Annotated in this window: 11 protein-coding genes and 4 tRNA genes; 8 read left to right on the forward strand and 7 right to left on the reverse strand. The window is 70.2% G+C overall.

Going from position 1 to position 15,535, the window contains the following annotated elements:
* The 3 genes from D7231_RS10000 to D7231_RS10010 all read right to left on the reverse strand — a co-directional run.
* A partial coding sequence (locus tag D7231_RS10000; RefSeq protein ID WP_147449699.1) for a DEAD/DEAH box helicase occupies nucleotides 1-1,957 on the reverse strand: 1,957 nt, incomplete at its 3' end.
* Nucleotides 1,958-2,196: 239 nt separating this feature from the next.
* Nucleotides 2,197-2,697: a hypothetical protein gene (locus D7231_RS36460; RefSeq protein ID WP_158673730.1), complete on the reverse strand. Its 501-nt coding sequence runs from the start codon at nucleotides 2,695-2,697 to the stop codon at nucleotides 2,197-2,199.
* Nucleotides 2,698-2,920: 223 nt separating this feature from the next.
* Nucleotides 2,921-3,271: a metallopeptidase family protein gene (locus tag D7231_RS10010; protein ID WP_106677607.1), complete on the reverse strand. Its 351-nt coding sequence runs from the start codon at nucleotides 3,269-3,271 to the stop codon at nucleotides 2,921-2,923.
* A gap of 158 nt (nucleotides 3,272-3,429) precedes the next feature.
* On the opposite strand from D7231_RS10010, the gene D7231_RS10015 reads away from it, so the two are divergent.
* The 6 genes from D7231_RS10015 (at nucleotide 3,430) to D7231_RS10040 (ending at nucleotide 8,479) form a co-directional block, all read left to right on the forward strand.
* Nucleotides 3,430-3,502: transfer RNA gene (locus tag D7231_RS10015), tRNA-Glu, on the forward strand.
* A 39-nt stretch (nucleotides 3,503-3,541) separates the two neighbouring features.
* Nucleotides 3,542-3,616, forward strand: a tRNA-Asp gene (locus D7231_RS10020).
* Between the two features lie 25 nt (nucleotides 3,617-3,641).
* Nucleotides 3,642-3,715: transfer RNA gene (locus D7231_RS10025), tRNA-Phe, on the forward strand.
* A 93-nt stretch (nucleotides 3,716-3,808) separates the two neighbouring features.
* The gene (hrpA, locus tag D7231_RS10030; RefSeq protein WP_120754637.1) at nucleotides 3,809-7,765 is read left to right on the forward strand and encodes an ATP-dependent RNA helicase HrpA; all 3,957 of its coding nucleotides are present in this window, start codon (nucleotides 3,809-3,811) and stop codon (nucleotides 7,763-7,765) included.
* Nucleotides 7,766-7,899: 134 nt separating this feature from the next.
* Nucleotides 7,900-7,974 (forward strand) — tRNA-Asp (locus D7231_RS10035).
* A gap of 235 nt (nucleotides 7,975-8,209) precedes the next feature.
* Nucleotides 8,210-8,479 carry a DUF6274 family protein gene (locus D7231_RS10040; protein ID WP_228774975.1) on the forward strand — a complete coding sequence of 90 codons (270 nt, stop codon included), beginning with the start codon at nucleotides 8,210-8,212 and terminating at the stop codon, nucleotides 8,477-8,479.
* Nucleotides 8,480-9,042: 563 nt separating this feature from the next.
* Here D7231_RS10040 and bldC read toward each other — a convergent pair.
* Nucleotides 9,043-9,249 carry a developmental transcriptional regulator BldC gene (gene bldC, locus D7231_RS10045; RefSeq protein WP_003949541.1) on the reverse strand — a complete coding sequence of 69 codons (207 nt, stop codon included), beginning with the start codon at nucleotides 9,247-9,249 and terminating at the stop codon, nucleotides 9,043-9,045.
* A 468-nt stretch (nucleotides 9,250-9,717) separates the two neighbouring features.
* Nucleotides 9,718-10,584, reverse strand: a complete 867-nt coding sequence (locus tag D7231_RS10050; RefSeq protein ID WP_120754638.1) for a DUF8083 family protein — start codon at nucleotides 10,582-10,584, stop codon at nucleotides 9,718-9,720.
* A 202-nt stretch (nucleotides 10,585-10,786) separates the two neighbouring features.
* On the opposite strand from D7231_RS10050, the gene D7231_RS10055 reads away from it, so the two are divergent.
* Nucleotides 10,787-11,944, forward strand: coding sequence for a Leu/Phe/Val dehydrogenase (locus D7231_RS10055; RefSeq protein WP_120754639.1), 1,158 nt, complete (start codon nucleotides 10,787-10,789; stop codon nucleotides 11,942-11,944).
* A 400-nt stretch (nucleotides 11,945-12,344) separates the two neighbouring features.
* Nucleotides 12,345-12,602 carry a DUF3073 domain-containing protein gene (locus D7231_RS10060; RefSeq protein WP_058047541.1) on the forward strand — a complete coding sequence of 86 codons (258 nt, stop codon included), beginning with the start codon at nucleotides 12,345-12,347 and terminating at the stop codon, nucleotides 12,600-12,602.
* Between the two features lie 185 nt (nucleotides 12,603-12,787).
* On the opposite strand, the gene purM is transcribed toward D7231_RS10060, so the two are convergent.
* Both purM and purF read right to left on the reverse strand, forming a co-directional pair.
* Nucleotides 12,788-13,855 (reverse strand): phosphoribosylformylglycinamidine cyclo-ligase, encoded by a 1,068-nt coding sequence (gene purM, locus D7231_RS10065; RefSeq protein WP_120754640.1) that lies wholly within the window; start codon nucleotides 13,853-13,855, stop codon nucleotides 12,788-12,790.
* A gap of 40 nt (nucleotides 13,856-13,895) precedes the next feature.
* On the reverse strand, nucleotides 13,896-15,413 hold the full coding sequence (purF, locus tag D7231_RS10070; protein ID WP_120754641.1) for an amidophosphoribosyltransferase: 1,518 nt from the start codon (nucleotides 15,411-15,413) through the stop codon (nucleotides 13,896-13,898).
* Nucleotides 15,414-15,535 lie beyond the last annotated feature (122 nt).

A 15,535-nucleotide genomic window follows, 5' to 3' on the forward strand; every position in this document is an offset into this window, starting at 1 on the left:
CACGGTCACCACCGCGGTCATCGCGACGGTCACCACCACGGAAGCCGTCACGGTCGTCACGACGGAAGCCACCCGACGGGCGGTCGTCGCGGCGGAAACCACCGGAGCGGTTGTCATCACGACGGTCGTCACGGCGGAAGCCGCCACGGTCACCACCGCGGTCATCGCGACGGTCACCACCACGGAAGCCGTCACGGTCGTCACGACGGAAGCCACCCGACGGGCGGTCGTCGCGGCGGAAACCACCGGAGCGGTTGTCATCACGACGGTCATCGCGGCGGAAGCCGCCACGGTCACCACCGCGGTCGCCGCCACGGTCGCCACGGCGGTCGAAGTTGCCCCGGTCGTCGCGGCGCTCGTGGGCCGGAGCGGCCTGCGCCGGGACGGACGCGGCAGCGGTCTCCGCGGCCTCGGCGGCGACGGCCTCGGCCTGGGCCTGCTCGGCGGCGGCCGCGACGGCGGCCTCCGGGTCCTCACCGCGCTCGCGGGCGGCGCGCGCCAGCAGGCGGTCGGCCTCCTCGCGGAGCTCGGTGGCGCGGCGCTGCGCGCGCTCCAGCTGGCGGGTCAGGTCGGCGAGGTCGCGCTCGGCCTGCTTGGCGGCGTTGGCCGCGGAGTCGGCCTGGACCTCGGTGAGGGAGCGGGCGCCGGTGATCTTGGCGACCTCCTCGTCGAAGGCGCCGGAGCCGCCGACGATGTGGCGCGAGGCGTCGACGCCCGCGTCCTCCATCAGACGGAAGATCTGCTTGCGCTGGTGCGGCAGGGCCAGGGAGACGACCGTGCCGGACTGGCCGGCGCGGGCCGTACGGCCGGAGCGGTGCAGGTAGTCCTTGTGGTCACCGGCGGGGTCGACGTTGAGGACCAGGTCGATGCCGTCGACGTGGATGCCGCGGGCGGCGACGTCGGTGGCGACCAGGCAGTTCACGTAGCCGGCCTTGAAGTCCTCCAGGACGCGGCTGCGGGCGCCCTGGGTCATGCCGCCGTGCAGGGCGTCGGCGCGGACGCCGGCGTCCAGCAGCTGCTCGGCGACGCGGTCGGCGCCCAGCTGGGTGCGGACGAAGATGATGGTGCGGCCCTTGCGGGCGGCGATGGCGGCGGTGACCGGCGCCTTGTCCTTCGGCTTCACGACGAGGACGTGGTGGGTCATGGTGGTGACCGCACCGGCGGAGGGGTCGACCTCGTGCGTGATCGGGTTGACCAGGTAGCGCTTGACGAGGGTGTCGATCTCGTTCTCCAGCGTGGCGGAGAACAGCAGGCGCTGGCCGCCGGCCGGCACCAGGTCGAGGATCTCGGTGACCTCGGGCAGGAAGCCCATGTCGGCCATCTGGTCGGCCTCGTCGAGGACGGCGACCTGGACCTTGTCGAGCGAGGCGGCGCCGCGGTTGATGATGTCGCGCAGGCGGCCCGGGGTGGCGACGAGGATGTCGACGCCGCGCTCCAGGGCGTAGATCTGGTTGCCCATGGACGTACCGCCGCAGACGACCTTCATCTTGAGGCCGAGCACGTCGCCGTACGGCTGGAGGGCGTCCGCGACCTGCATCGCGAGCTCACGGGTCGGGGTGAGGATCAGGCCGCGGGGGCGCTTCTTCTCGGTGGAGCCGCCGGCCAGGGTGGACAGCAGCGGCAGGCCGAAGGAGAGGGTCTTGCCGGAGCCGGTGCGGCCGCGGCCGAGGATGTCCTTGCCGGCCAGGGCGTCCGGGATGGTCGCGGCCTGGATCGGGAAGGGGGTGGTCACGCCGTTCTGCGCGAGCTTGCGGACGATGCCCGCGTCCAGACCGAGGTCACCGAAGGTGATCGTCGGCTCGGCGGGCTCGGCGGCGGCCTCGGCGGCGTCGGCCGCGGTGTCGTCGGCGGGGGTGGTGAGGTCCGCGGTGGTCTCCGCGGTGGCGTCAGCCTCGGCAACGATCTCGACGATCTCGTCGCTTACGGGCATGACGGTCTGCTCAGTGGAAATGGACATGCGAAATGCGAAACCTTCCGGAGTTTCGGCACGCGCCCAAGCTCCGTGTCGGCTTCACAAATGACCGCCTCGATGCGGTCAGCCACGGCAAGGTAAGGAACGCGCCACACGGCGCGCTTCTGTTAGGCGCCGGGCAAATGGGATCAAACGATCTACCACCATACGCACTCGCACCCCCCGGACGCAACCCGCCGCCCCCGCCCGGCGGCATGGCCTGCGCCACAGGACCCCGGTGCGACCTACGCCACGGGGCCCGCGGCCTGCGGCCCGGGCTGCGGCGAAGGAGGCGCCGAGGACGCGGGCGGCTGCGTGGGCGGCGGTGGAGCGGGGGTGCTCGGCTGGGGGGCCGGCTGGCTGGACGCGGGCGGGTGGGGCGTGGGGGCCGTGCCGCCGCCGGACGACGGCTTCGCCTTCTTGCCCGGCTTGCCGGGGCGGGCGTCCGGCGAGGCCTCGGCGGGGCTGCCGGAGGGCGTCGCCGAGGAGGACGGGCCGGCCGTGCTCCTGGCCGACGGGCTGCCGCTCGCGCCCCGCGCGGAGCGCGCGTCCGCCGGCCCGGGCCGCCCGCCCGGCATCCGCACGCCGCCGTCCGGCTCCGGTCCCGCGTCGCGCTGCTTGCCCGCACCCGGCGACGGAGCGGGCCGCTCCGGGTCGCTCACGCTCATGCACCCCCCGAGGGCCAGGGCCACGGCTGCGACGGCCGCGATCCGGGTGACGGCTGCGCGGGGTGAGGTGGGAGGCATCGGGGACCGCCTTCGGGACTTCCGGGACTGACGCGCGGGACTGAACGCATGGGACAGGCCCCCTGCCCAACTGAGACCGCCCCGCCCAGGACACGCGCGGCACGCGTTCACCTGACCGGCTCTTTACCGGCCGGCCCGTCCGTCAGCCATTACTGATCTCCCTCCGCTCCCGACCGTCAGCCGTCACGGATCCCCTCCGCTCCCGACCGTCAGCCGCAACCGGTCACCCGTAGCCGAGTGCGTGCAGCCGCTCGTCGTCGATACCGAAGTGGTGGGCCACCTCGTGAACGACCGTCACTTCGGTCTCCTCCACCACCTCTTCCCGCGAGGTGCACAGGCGCAGCGTCGGCCCGCGGTAGATCGTGATCCGGTCGGGCAGGACGCCCGCGTACCACTCGCCGCGCTCGGTCAGCGGCGTCCCCTCGTAGAGGCCGAGCAGCTCCGGGTCCTCCGCCGGGGGCTCGTCCTCGACGAACACCGCGACGTTGTCCATCAGCCGCGTCAGCTCCGGCGGGATCCGGTCCAGGGCCTCGGCGACCAGTTCCTCGAACTCCTCGCGCGTCATCTCCAGCACGCTCGCCATTGTCCGGCACGCACCCCCGCGGGGCCCCTGCGCCGCCCCCGGCCGCTCCGTCGCGCCGCCCCCCGGGAAACCGTTTTGGCGTTCCCCCTCTCCATCCCATATGCTTCTCACGTCCCCGAGGCGCTGCGAAGCGCCCAGGTGGGCCATCAGCCCTCATCGTCTAGTGGCCCAGGACGCCGCCCTTTCAAGGCGGTAGCACGGGTTCGAATCCCGTTGGGGGCACGCTTTACCGTGTGCGAGACTAGTGCTCGCACATAGCAAGGTCCTGTGGAGCAGTTTGGAGTGCTCGCCACCCTGTCAAGGTGGAGGCCGCGGGTTCAAATCCCGTCAGGACCGCTGCAGACATCTCTGGTGTCTGCGTGGCTGGGTAGCTCAGTTGGTACGAGCGTCCGCCTGAAAAGCGGAAGGTCGCCGGTTCGACCCCGGCCCCAGCCACAGTGAGCCCCTCATCTTCGGATGGGGGGCTCAGTGCATTCCCGGAAAATGGGTTCGCCGCTTCGCGGCGGCTGGTGCGATCCTGGACTCCGTATGTCTACGCAGCCTGCCGCCCCCGCCACCTTCGCCGACCTCGCCGCCCGCCTCCCCGAGCTGACGCTGCGCGACGCGCAGCGCCTGGGGCGGCGGCTCGAGGGCGCGCGCCGCATCCGCAAGCCCGAGGCCCGTACGGCCGTCCTGGCCGAGATCACGGCAGAGGTCGGCGCGGCCGAGCTGCGCGTCGCGAGCCGCCGGGCCGCCGCGCCGGCCGTCACCTACCCCGAGCAGCTCCCGGTCAGCCAGAAGAAGGACGAGATCCTGGCGGCGATCCGCGACCACCAGGTCGTGATCGTCGCGGGCGAGACCGGCTCCGGGAAGACCACGCAGATCCCCAAGATCTGCATGGAGCTCGGCCGCGGCGTCCGGGGCCTGATCGGGCACACCCAGCCGCGCCGGATCGCCGCCCGCACGGTCGCGGAGCGCGTCGCGGAGGAGCTGCGCACGCCGCTGGGCGAGGCGGTCGGCTGGAAGGTCCGCTTCACCGATCAGGTGAGCGACAGCACGCTGGTCAAGCTGATGACGGACGGCATCCTGCTGGCCGAGATCCAGACGGACCGCGAGCTGCGCCAGTACGACACGATCATCATCGACGAGGCGCACGAGCGCAGCCTCAACATCGACTTCATCCTCGGCTATCTGGCGCAGCTGCTGCCGCGCCGCCCCGACCTCAAGGTCGTCATCACCTCGGCCACGATCGACCCGGAGCGCTTCTCGCGCCATTTCGGGGAGGCGCCGATCATCGAGGTGAGCGGGCGGACGTATCCGGTGGAGGTGCGGTACCGGCCTCTACTGGAAGAGGATTCCGGCGACGCGGACCGCGATCAGATCACGGCGATCTGCGATGCGGTGGATGAGCTCCAGCGCGAGGGCGACGGCGACATATTGGTCTTCCTCTCCGGTGAGCGGGAGATCCGTGACACCGCGGATGCGCTGGAGAAGAAGAAGCTCAGGTTCACCGAGATCCTGCCGCTGTACGCCCGGCTCTCGCACGCCGAGCAGCACCGGGTCTTCCAGCGTCATACGGGCCGCCGGATCGTGCTCGCGACGAACGTCGCCGAGACGTCCCTGACGGTTCCGGGCATTCGCTATGTGATCGACCCCGGTTTCGCGCGGATCTCGCGCTACAGCCACCGCACCAAGGTGCAGCGGCTGCCGATCGAGGCGGTCTCGCAGGCCAGTGCGAACCAGCGCAAGGGCCGCTGCGGCCGTACGTCGGACGGCATCTGCATCCGGCTGTATTCGGAGGACGATTTCCTCGCCCGTCCGGAGTTCACGGACGCGGAGATCCTCCGTACGAATCTGGCGTCGGTCATCCTCCAGATGACGGCGGCCGGCCTGGGCGACATCGAGAAGTTCCCGTTCATCGATCCGCCGGACCGGCGCAACATCAAGGACGGCGTCGACCTGCTGGTCGAGCTGGGCGCGCTGGACCCTCAGCAGAAGGACCCGAAGAAGCGGCTCACGCAGTCGGGGCGGAAGCTCGCGCAGCTGCCGGTGGACCCGCGGCTGGCCCGCATGGTCCTGGAGGCCGACCGCAACGGCTGTGTCCGCGAGGTCATGGTGATCGCGGCCGCGCTGTCGATCCAGGATCCGCGCGAGCGGCCCTCGGAGAAGCAGGCGCAGGCCGATCAGCAGCACGCCCGCTTCAAGGACGAGACGAGCGATTTCCTCGCGTTCCTGAACCTGTGGCGCTATGTGCGCGAGCAGCAGAAGGCGCTGTCGTCGTCGGCGTTCCGGCGCATGTGCAAGTCGGAGTTCCTGAACTACCTGCGCATACGGGAATGGCAGGACATCTACTCGCAGCTGCGGACGGTCGCCAAGCAGATGGGCGTCCACATGGCGGAGGAGGACGCGGCCCCGGAGCGCATTCACCAGTCGCTGCTCGCGGGTCTGCTGTCTCACATCGGTCTGAAGGACACGGAGAAGAACGAGTACCTGGGTGCCCGCAGCGCGAAGTTCGCGGTGTTCCCGGGCTCGGCGCTGTTCCGCAAGCAGCCGCGCTGGGTGATGTCGGCCGAGCTGGTGGAGACGTCGCGGCTGTGGGCGCGGGTCAATGCCAAGGTCGAACCCGAGTGGATCGAGCCGCTCGCCGAGCACCTGGTGAAGCGCAATTACAGCGAGCCGCACTGGGAGCAGAAGCAGGCGGCCGTCATGGCGTACGAGCGGGTGACGCTCTACGGCGTGCCGATCGTCGCGCAGCGGAAGGTCAATTTCGGCCGGATCGATCCGGAGACGAGCCGCGAGCTGTTCATCCGCCACGCCCTGGTCGAGGGCGACTGGCGTACGCACCACCAGTTCTTCCACGACAACCGCAAGCTGCTGGGCGAGGTCGAGGAGCTGGAGCACCGCGCCCGCCGCCGGGACATCCTGGTGGACGACGAGACGCTCTTCGACTTCTACGACCAGCGGCTGCCCGAACACGTGGTGTCGGGCGCGCATTTCGACTCGTGGTGGAAGCACAAGCGGCGCGACGAGCCCGAGTTGCTGAACTTCGAGCAGTCGATGCTCATCAACGAGAACGCCGGGGCGGTCACCAAGGACGACTACCCGGATTCCTGGCGGCAGGGCCGGCTGAAGTTCAAGGTGACCTATCAGTTCGAGCCGGGTGCGGACGCGGACGGCGTGACCGTCCACATTCCGCTGCACGTGCTGAACCAGGTCTCGGCCGAGGGCTTCGACTGGCAGATCCCGGGGCTGCGCGAGGACCTGGTGACGGAGCTGATCCGGTCGCTGCCCAAGCCGATCCGCAGGAACTACGTGCCGGCGCCGAACTTCGCCAAGGCGTTCCTGGACCGTGCCGTCCCGCTCCAGGAGTCGCTGACGGTCACGCTGGCGCGCGAGCTGCACCGGATGACGGCCGTCCGGCTGGATCCGGAGGACTTCGACCCGGGCAAGGTGCCCGACCACCTGAAGATCACCTTCCGGGTCATTGACGAGCGCCGTCGCAAGATCGCCGAGGACAAGGACCTGGAGGCGCTGCGGCTGCGGCTCAAGCCGAAGACGCAGGCGGCGATCTCCAAGGCCTTCGAGCAGGCCGCGGAGGCCGCCAAGGCCGACGGCACCGGCGGCGGCGCCCCGGAGCAGCGCTCGGGGCTCACGTCCTGGACGGTGGGCACCCTGCCGCGCACCTTCGAGACGCGCCGGGCCGGCCAGCCGGTCAAGGCGTATCCCGCGCTGGTGGACGAGGGCTCCTCGGTCGCCGTGCGGCTCTTCGACACCGAGCCGGAGCAGCGCGAGGCGATGTGGCGGGGCACCCGCCGGCTGATCCTGCTGAACCTGCCCTCCAACCCGGCGAAGTTCGCCCAGGACAAGCTCGGCAACCAGCAGAAGCTCGCCCTGTCGCGCAATCCGCACGGCTCCGTCCAGGCGCTCTTCGAGGACTGCGTCTCGGGCGCGGCCGACAAGCTGATCGCGGCGCACGGCGGCCCCGTCTGGGACGAAGAATCCTTCCGCAAGCTCTTCGACGCGGTACGGGCGGACATCGTGGACGCCACGATGGACGCGATCCGCAAGGTGCAGGAGGTGCTGGCCGCCTGGCAGGCGTGCGAGCGCCGGCTGAAGGCCACCACGAGCCTGTCGCTGATGTCCTCCCTCTCGGACGTCAAGGAGCAGCTGGCGTGGCTGATCAAGCCGGGCTTCGTCACCGAGCACGGCGTCCGGCGCCTGCCCGACCTGCTGCGCTATCTGGTGGCGGTCGACCGGCGGCTCACCCAGCTGCCCGCCAACGCCGACCGGGACCGGACCCGGATGGCGAAGGTGAAGGAGATGCAGGACGAGTACGCGTGGCTGCTGGAGCAGTTCCCGAAGGGGCGCCCGGTGCCCCGGGAAGCGCTCGACGTCCGCTGGATGATCGAGGAGCTGCGGGTGAGCTACTTCGCCCACGCGCTCGGGACGGCGCACCCGGTCTCGGACAAGCGGATCGTGAAGACCATCGACCAGCTGGTGCCCTAGGGACGGGTGGTGCGGCCGGGCCTCGGCACGGCGCGGGGACCCGATCGGGGGCCCTCCCGTGATCGGGTTCGACCGCACCCCCTGACCTGCTGTAGAGTCTGTCTCGCAGCCCGCCGGAGCGGGAAGCACAGCAAGGTCCTGTGGAGCAGTTTGGAGTGCTCGCCACCCTGTCAAGGTGGAGGCCGCGGGTTCAAATCCCGTCAGGACCGCATCACAGCAAGGCCCGAGCTCTACACTGAGCGCGGGCCTTGCTTCTGTTTTCGGACCGGACGGCTCTGCCCGGAGGCCGCGCCCTCGACGGCAGCCGCCGCCGAGACGGCAAATCCCGTCAGCACCGCATCGGTTGAAGGCCCGGGTCCCCTTTCAGGGATCCGGGCCTTCTCGCGTTCGACCTTGACTGGGACACGTGCCAGGGGTACCCAGACAGTGGAGGTGCTGCGCTCCATGACGACGACCACCACCCCGGCAGAGGCGAAACGGCCCGGCACGCCCGGGACCGCGAAGCTCAGGGCCGAGAGCATCAGGCACGAGACGCGGGCGCTGCTGCGCGCCCACCTGTCCGCCGCGTCCGGCGCTTCCGGGTACCGCCACCTGACCCGGCGCTGCGCTGTGTGCCACCGGCTGCTGCGCCTCGCCCAGGAGGCGGCTGCAGGCCCTGCGGGGCCGGTGTCCGGCCCGGAGAGCGCCGAGGGGGCGCGGACCGGCTCCGGGTGACCAACGGCGCCTGTACGGGCGGCAGTCGGCCGCGGCTCCGCACCCATCCGGAGCGCGCCGGGGCTCTTTACCGCAGCGGCACAATGAGTGACAAGCCCGTCGCGCTGTGATGGGAGTCACCGAAAGAGTTTCCCGGACGAGGGAACTTACCCCTGGCCTACAACGGGTCAATTTAATATGTGCAATTGCACTCCACCCGAAAGGGTGGGCCAGGCGGGTCCGTACGGGTGCGCTCCGCCGGCCTGCGCCGCCCGGAGCCGGGCAGGGGCGCCGCGGGCCGCCCAGGGCGTCATAGGTGCTCAGCGGCGCTCAGTCGTGCTTGAAGGCGACGCCTGGCAGCCCTTGACCGCGCTTGACGGCGTTCGGGCATAAAAAAGATCGCGCTGGACCCGGCGGAGTCCAGCGCGATCGACGACTCGCCCAAGTCGGTGGGCTGCGGCGGTCCTGTTGGGGCAGGAGCCGGTCGTATGGAGCCAGATGGTGCTTCAGGGTGCTTCAGATGGAACTGGAGCAGGGCGCGAGCCGGGTTGGGGGCCCCGGAAAACGCCCGGTCATGCGGTTGTTCAGGCCTCGCTGCGCTGCTGCGGAATGCCCGCCAGCAGGGCGCGGACCTCCGCTTCGCGGTAACGGCGGTGTCCTCCGAGCGTACGGATGGACGTGAGCTTGCCAGCCTTGGCCCAACGGGTGACCGTCTTCGGGTCCACGCGGAACATCGTGGCAACCTCAGCCGGGGTCAGCAGCGGCTCGGCATCAGGGGTGCGAGCGGTCATGAGCGGCCTCCTCGGGAGAACCTGACGTGGAGTCGGTTCTTTCCTCTAAATTCTGCACCTTGACCCGCGTTGCCCGAAATGGCGGACGCGGGCCGAGTCGGTTATAGGACGAACGGCTTGTCCTCGGCACTACAACTACACCATCTGTCCAGCCACGTCGGCCAAACCGATGGAATTGCCCTCTCAGGTGTTCAACCTCGACGGAAGCCGATGGACCATGCCATAGCGGACAGTCACGCCACCGTGACGATCAGTCACAGCGGGATCAGGGGTCACCAGACCCGCCAAGGAGTGCAATACCGATCAATCCGCCCTTAGTTGGACGGAAGGAGCCCTTCCCGGACTCCTTGTCCTATTTTGCCACGCGGATGGGCGATGAGCGCAAGACCTGACGAAAGTGCGTTAGGTCACGGTTGCCGCAATGGCCCGGATCGGGACCTAGGTCCCGGCGCTCCTCGGATCAGGACATCAATTGGCGTACTGACGGTTGCGTACGGCACTCCAGCGCTCCGTCAACCGCTCGTACGCCCGCCCCGCGCGCACCCCGTCCCCCGCACGCAACGCCGCGAGCCCCTCCGCCGTGTCCCCGGCGGAATGGTCCTCGGCGAGCTGCGCCTCGGGCACCATATGCACCAGACCGCCGTAATCCAGCTCCACCAGGGAGCGCGGGTGGAATTCCTCCAGCCATCGCCCCACGTCCACCAGCCCGTCGATCAGCGGACCCTCGTCGATCGCATCCTTGAGCGTGCGCAGCCCCCGGGCCACCCGCCGCCTCGCCTGCACCATCTGCGTGCGGTAGCGGAGCACGAGCCCGTCCCGGCCCGGCTCCCCCTCGCCCGCACACTCCCCCGGCTTGCCGTACTCGCGCTCCTCGTCGGAGAAGAGGACGAACCAGCGCAGGGGCACCTGCCAGGTCGCGGTGCGGATCCACGGCCGGGCGTCGGGGTTGCGCTCCTGCCAGCGCTCGTAGTCGGCCTCCGCCTGCCGGCGCACGACCGGCGGCAGCGCCGCGTCCAGCACCGGCGCGGGCAGGCTCTCGGACAGCTCCTCCAGCGCCAGCCAGCCGCGCAGCCGCGTCCGCCACGGGCAGACGCACAGGACGCCGTCCTGGAAGGTCACGAAGGCGTCGCCGCTCTCGTGCACCGGGACCGGCACCGGCGGGGTGGGCAGCAGGTCGGCGAGCGAGCGCCGGAGCTCGTCCTGGGCGCAGGGCAGGGCGGCGCGCCGGGCGTAGCGCTCCCAGTGCGTGCGCTCCGGCTCCGGGAATGCGCCGAGCGGCTCGTAGACCCGCAGGTACGCCGCGTACGGGACGGTCACCGATGACGCCGAGCCCACACGTGCTCCCCTCAAGACGCCGGACACCCCGGGGAGTTGCCGAACCCTCCCCGTACCGCGCAAATCGTCCCATGGCGCCGCTCCCCGGAGGAGTGATCCTCCGCACGGGACCGGCCCGCCGGGCCGACAGGTCTTACCCTCTTGCCAACCGGCCCTCCACCACCCCCGGAGGGCAACCTCCGCGACATATGGAGTCACCACAGTGACTGACGTACGTCCCACCAATGACGCTGACGGCGTGCTGCACACATTGTTCCGGTCGGACCAGGGCGGCCACGAGCAGGTCGTCCTGTGCCAGGACCGCGAGAGCGGCCTCAAGGCCGTGATCGCCATCCACTCCACCGCCCTGGGCGACGCCCTCGGCGGCACGCGCTTCTACCCGTACGCCTCGGAGGAGGCGGCGGTGCAGGACGCCCTCAACCTCTCCCGCGGCATGTCCTACAAGAACGCGCTGGCGGGTCTGGATCACGGCGGCGGAAAGGCCGTGATCATCGGCGATCCCTCCCTGATCAAGACCGAGCAACTCTTGCTGGCATACGGTCGCTTTGTGGCCTCCCTCGGCGGGCGCTACGTCACCGCCTGCGACGTCGGCACCTACGTCCAGGACATGGACGTCGTCGCCCGCGAGTGCCGCTGGACCACCGGCCGCTCCCCCGAGAACGGCGGCGCCGGCGACTCCTCCGTCCTCACCGCCTTCGGCGTCTTCCAGGGCATGCGCGCCGCCGCGCAGACCCGCTGGGGCGAGCCCACCCTGCGCGGCCGCCGGGTCGGCATCGCCGGTGTCGGCAAGGTCGGCCACCACCTCGTCGAGCACCTGGTCGAGGACGGCGCGGAAGTCGTGATCACCGACGTCCGGACGGAGGCCGTGGAGCGGATCCTGGCCCGCCACCCGCAGGTCACCGCCGTGACGGACGCCGAGGTGCTGGTGCGTACGCCGCTCGACGTCTACGCCCCCTGCGCGCTCGGCGGCGCGCTGGACGACGCGACCGTGGCCGCCCTGACCGCGAGCGTGGTCTGCGGCGCGGCCAACAACCAGCTCGCCCACCCGGGCGTCGAGAAGGACCTCGCGGACCGCGACATCCTCTACGCCCCGGACTACGTGGTGAACGCCGGCGGAGTGATTCAGGTCGCCGACGAACTGCACGGTTTTGATTTCGACCGCGCGAAGGCCAAGGCGAACCAGATTTTCGACACGACGTTGGCCATATTTGATCGGGCCAAGGCCGACGGCATCCCGCCCGCCGCTGCCGCCGACCGGCTGGCCGAGCAGCGCATGGCCGAGGCGCGGGCGCGCGCGACGGGTGCGGTCGGCACGCCCGCGGCCGCGGCGAGTGCGACCGCGGTGGCTACCGCGCGGTAGAACCGTCCGGTAAGCCTGATAAGGGCGCCTTGCGCACCGTCCATGTCCCGGTGGCGGGCGCAGCGCGCCCGGGCCGGCGGTCCCGGGCCCGCCCGGAGCCGCCCCCTAGCGGTCCCTACAGGCCCGTCCGATGAGGTGGTGAGCGAGACATCTCTCACCACCCATCGGCGGGTCGGGGCACAAGACACGTTAAAATCGCAGCTGACCAGCGGGGACGGGGCTCCCCTAGGGTTGTGCTGCGTGGCACGTCATGCGGGCGACGTACCGTATGGCCGCGGAAGCAGGTACCGTTGAAGCCCTACAGGCCGGATCCCTCCACGGGGGTCCGCTCTGACTCATGAACGTGAACGCGTGTCAAGACTCTGGGGCCGTCGAGCCCCGTCATTGAGGGGGTCGAGCCATGGGGCGCGGCCGGGCCAAGGCCAAGCAGACAAAGGTCGCCCGCCAGCTGAAGTACAACAGCGGCGGGACCGACCTCTCACGTCTGGCCAATGAGCTGGGCGCATCGCCGACGAAGCAGCCGCCGAACAGCGAGCCGCTCGAAAAGGACGATGAGCTGGATGACGACCCGTACGCTCAGTACGCGAGTCGTTACAACGACGATGAGGACGAGGACGAGCAGGCCCCGTCCGACTCTCCTTACCGTCGCCGCGCTTGACGCTGTAACTCCCACTGACCCGGTTCGAGGCACGACCTCGGACCGGGTTCTGTGCTGCCCGGACGCCGTTCTTCTGTGCTGTCCGGACGCCGTGCCGGCACATCACTGAGGCCGCCGCCCCACGGGCCGCTTGCGGGCACCCGGGCCGCCGCAGCGGCACGGGTGGGCACAAGCGGCCGTTCACGTCAGCTCGCGTAGTCACCGGTCAGGGCCACGGCCTCGGCGTGATCACCGCGGTCGGTGACGCCGCCGGCGACCCACGCGTCCACTCCGCGGTCGGCGAGGGCCGTGAGGGCCACGTCCACGGACTCCTGCGGTACGACTGCGACCATGCCGACGCCCATGTTCAGCGTCTTCTCCAGCTCCAGCCGCTCGACGCCGCCGAGCCGGCCCACGGTGTCGAAGACCGCTCCCGGCGTCCACGTGGACCTGTCGACCGTCGCGTGGAGGTGGTCCGGGATCACCCGGGCCAGGTTGTTCGCCAGGCCGCCGCCCGTGACGTGCGAGAAGGCGTGCACCTCGGCCGTACGGGTGAGGGCCAGGCAGTCCAGCGAGTAGATGCGGGTGGGCTCCAGCAGCTCCTCGCCGAGGGTGCGGCCGAACTCCGGCACCTCCCGGTCCAGCTCCCAGCCGGCCCGGTCGAAGAGCACATGGCGGACCAGCGAGTACCCGTTCGAGTGAAGTCCGGACGAGGCCATCGCGATGACGACGTCACCCGTACGGATGCGATCGGCTCCCAGCACGCGGTCGGCCTCGACCACGCCGGTGCCCGCGCCGGCCACGTCGAACTCGTCCGCGCCGAGCAGGCCCGGGTGCTCGGCGGTCTCGCCGCCGACCAGCGCGCAGCCCGCGAGGACACAGCCCTCGGCGATGCCCTTCACGATCGCGGCGACCCGCTCGGGGTGGACCTTGCCGACGCAGATGTAGTCGGTCATGAACAGCGGCTCGGCGCCGCAGACGACCAGGTCGTCCACGACCATGCCGACGAGGTCGTGGCCGATGGTGTCGTAGACGCCCATGCGGCGGGCGATGTCGACCTTCGTGCCGACGCCGTCCGTGGCGGAGGCGAGGAGGGGCCGCTCGTACCGCTTGAGCGCGCTCGCGTCGAAGAGCCCGGCGAAGCCGCCGAGGCCGCCGACGACCTCGGGGCGGGTGGCCTTCTTCACCCACTTCTTCATCAGCTCGACGGCGTGATCGCCCGCCTCGATGTCGACGCCCGCGCTTGCGTAGCTGGCACCAGTGGTCTCAGACATTGCTGGGAACTTTCGTGTCGTTCGGTACTACGAGGGCGTTTTACGGACGACGGAGCGCGTCGGCGGCGTCCGCGCCACCGGCCAGCTCGGTCTCCAGGAGCTGCTTGCCGAGCAGCTCGGGGTCGGGGAGCGCCATGGGGTACTCACCGTCGAAGCAGGCGCGGCACAGGTTCGGCTTGGCGATGGTGGTCGCCTCGATCATGGCGTCGAGGGAGATGTACGCGAGCGAGTCCGCGCCCAGCGACCGGCCGATCTCCTCGACGCTCATGCCATTGGCGATGAGCTCGGCCCGGGTGGCGAAATCGATGCCGAAGAAGCACGGCCATTTCACCGGCGGGGAGGAAATCCGCACGTGCACCTCGGCGGCGCCGGCCTCGCGGAGCATCCGCACGAGCGCGCGCTGGGTGTTGCCGCGGACGATGGAATCGTCGACGACGACCAGGCGCTTGCCCTTGATGACTTCCTTGAGCGGATTCAGCTTGAGCCGGATGCCGAGCTGGCGGATGGTCTGGCTCGGCTGGATGAACGTCCGGCCGACATAGGAATTCTTGACCAGGCCGGTGCCGTACGGAATGCCGCTGGCCTCCGCATATCCGACGGCCGCCGGAGTGCCGGATTCCGGTGTCGGTATCACCAGATCGGCGTCGACCGGGGCCTCGGCGGCGAGCTTGCGGCCCATTTCCACCCGGGACAGGTAGACGTTCCGGCCCGCGATATCGGTGTCGGGACGGGCCAGGTACACGTACTCGAAGACGCAGCCCTTGGGGCGGGCCTCGGCGAAGCGGCTGGTGCGCACGCCGTGCTCATCGATGGCGATGAGCTCGCCCGGCTCGATCTCGCGGACGAACGTGGCACCGCAGATGTCCAGGGCGGCGGTCTCGGAGGCCACCACCCAGCCGCGCTCCAGGCGGCCGAGGACCAGCGGGCGGATGCCCTGCGGGTCGCGGGCGGCGTAGAGCGTGTGCTCGTTCATGAAGACGAGGCAGAAGGCGCCCTTGACGTCGGGAAGGACCTTGGCGGCCGCCTCCTCGATGGTCAGCGGCTTGCCGTCGGCGTCGGTCTGGCCCGCGAGGAGGGCCGTGACCAGGTCGGTGTCGTTGGTCGCCGCGACCTGGGTGGCCCGGCCGTTCTCCTTGGGGAGAGCGGCGACCATCTCGGCCAGCTCGGCCGTATTGACCAGGTTGCCGTTGTGACCCAGCGCGATCGAGCCGTGCGCGGTCGCCCGGAAGGTCGGCTGAGCGTTCTCCCACACCGAGGCTCCGGTGGTGGAGTAGCGGGCGTGACCGACCGCGATGTGGCCCTGAAGAGAGCCGAGGGAAGTTTCGTCGAAGACCTGGGAAACCAGTCCCATGTCCTTGAAGACGAGGATCTGGGAGCCGTTGCTCACTGCGATGCCCGCGGACTCCTGTCCACGGTGCTGCAGCGCATACAGCCCGAAATAGGTGAGTTTGGCGACCTCTTCACCCGGAGCCCAGACACCGAAGACGCCACATGCGTCCTGGGGGCCCTTCTCACCGGGGAGCAGGTCGTGGCTGAGTCGTCCGTCACCACGAGGCACACCTTGAGTCTATGGCAGGGAGGAGGTTCATCCGAACCGGGGACGACCGGTGATACCTCACACCACGCACAGCCACTCGGCGCGCACGGCGAATCACCTTTCGGGGAAAGCGAATCGCCGCT

Source organism: Streptomyces klenkii, from assembly GCF_003626645.1.
GTDB lineage: Bacteria > Actinomycetota > Actinomycetes > Streptomycetales > Streptomycetaceae > Streptomyces > Streptomyces klenkii.

Coding starts and splice junctions, on each gene's coding strand:
- purM (WP_120754640.1), bottom strand. CDS start 13,855: ATGTCTGAGACCACTGGTGCCAGCTACGCAAGCGCGGGCGTCGACATC.
- D7231_RS10040 (WP_228774975.1), top strand. CDS start 8,210: ATGACGACGACCACCACCCCGGCAGAGGCGAAACGGCCCGGCACGCCC.
- D7231_RS36460 (WP_158673730.1), bottom strand. CDS start 2,697: ATGCCTCCCACCTCACCCCGCGCAGCCGTCACCCGGATCGCGGCCGTC.
- hrpA (WP_120754637.1), top strand. CDS start 3,809: ATGTCTACGCAGCCTGCCGCCCCCGCCACCTTCGCCGACCTCGCCGCC.
- D7231_RS10060 (WP_058047541.1), top strand. CDS start 12,345: ATGGGGCGCGGCCGGGCCAAGGCCAAGCAGACAAAGGTCGCCCGCCAG.
- bldC (WP_003949541.1), bottom strand. CDS start 9,249: ATGACCGCTCGCACCCCTGATGCCGAGCCGCTGCTGACCCCGGCTGAG.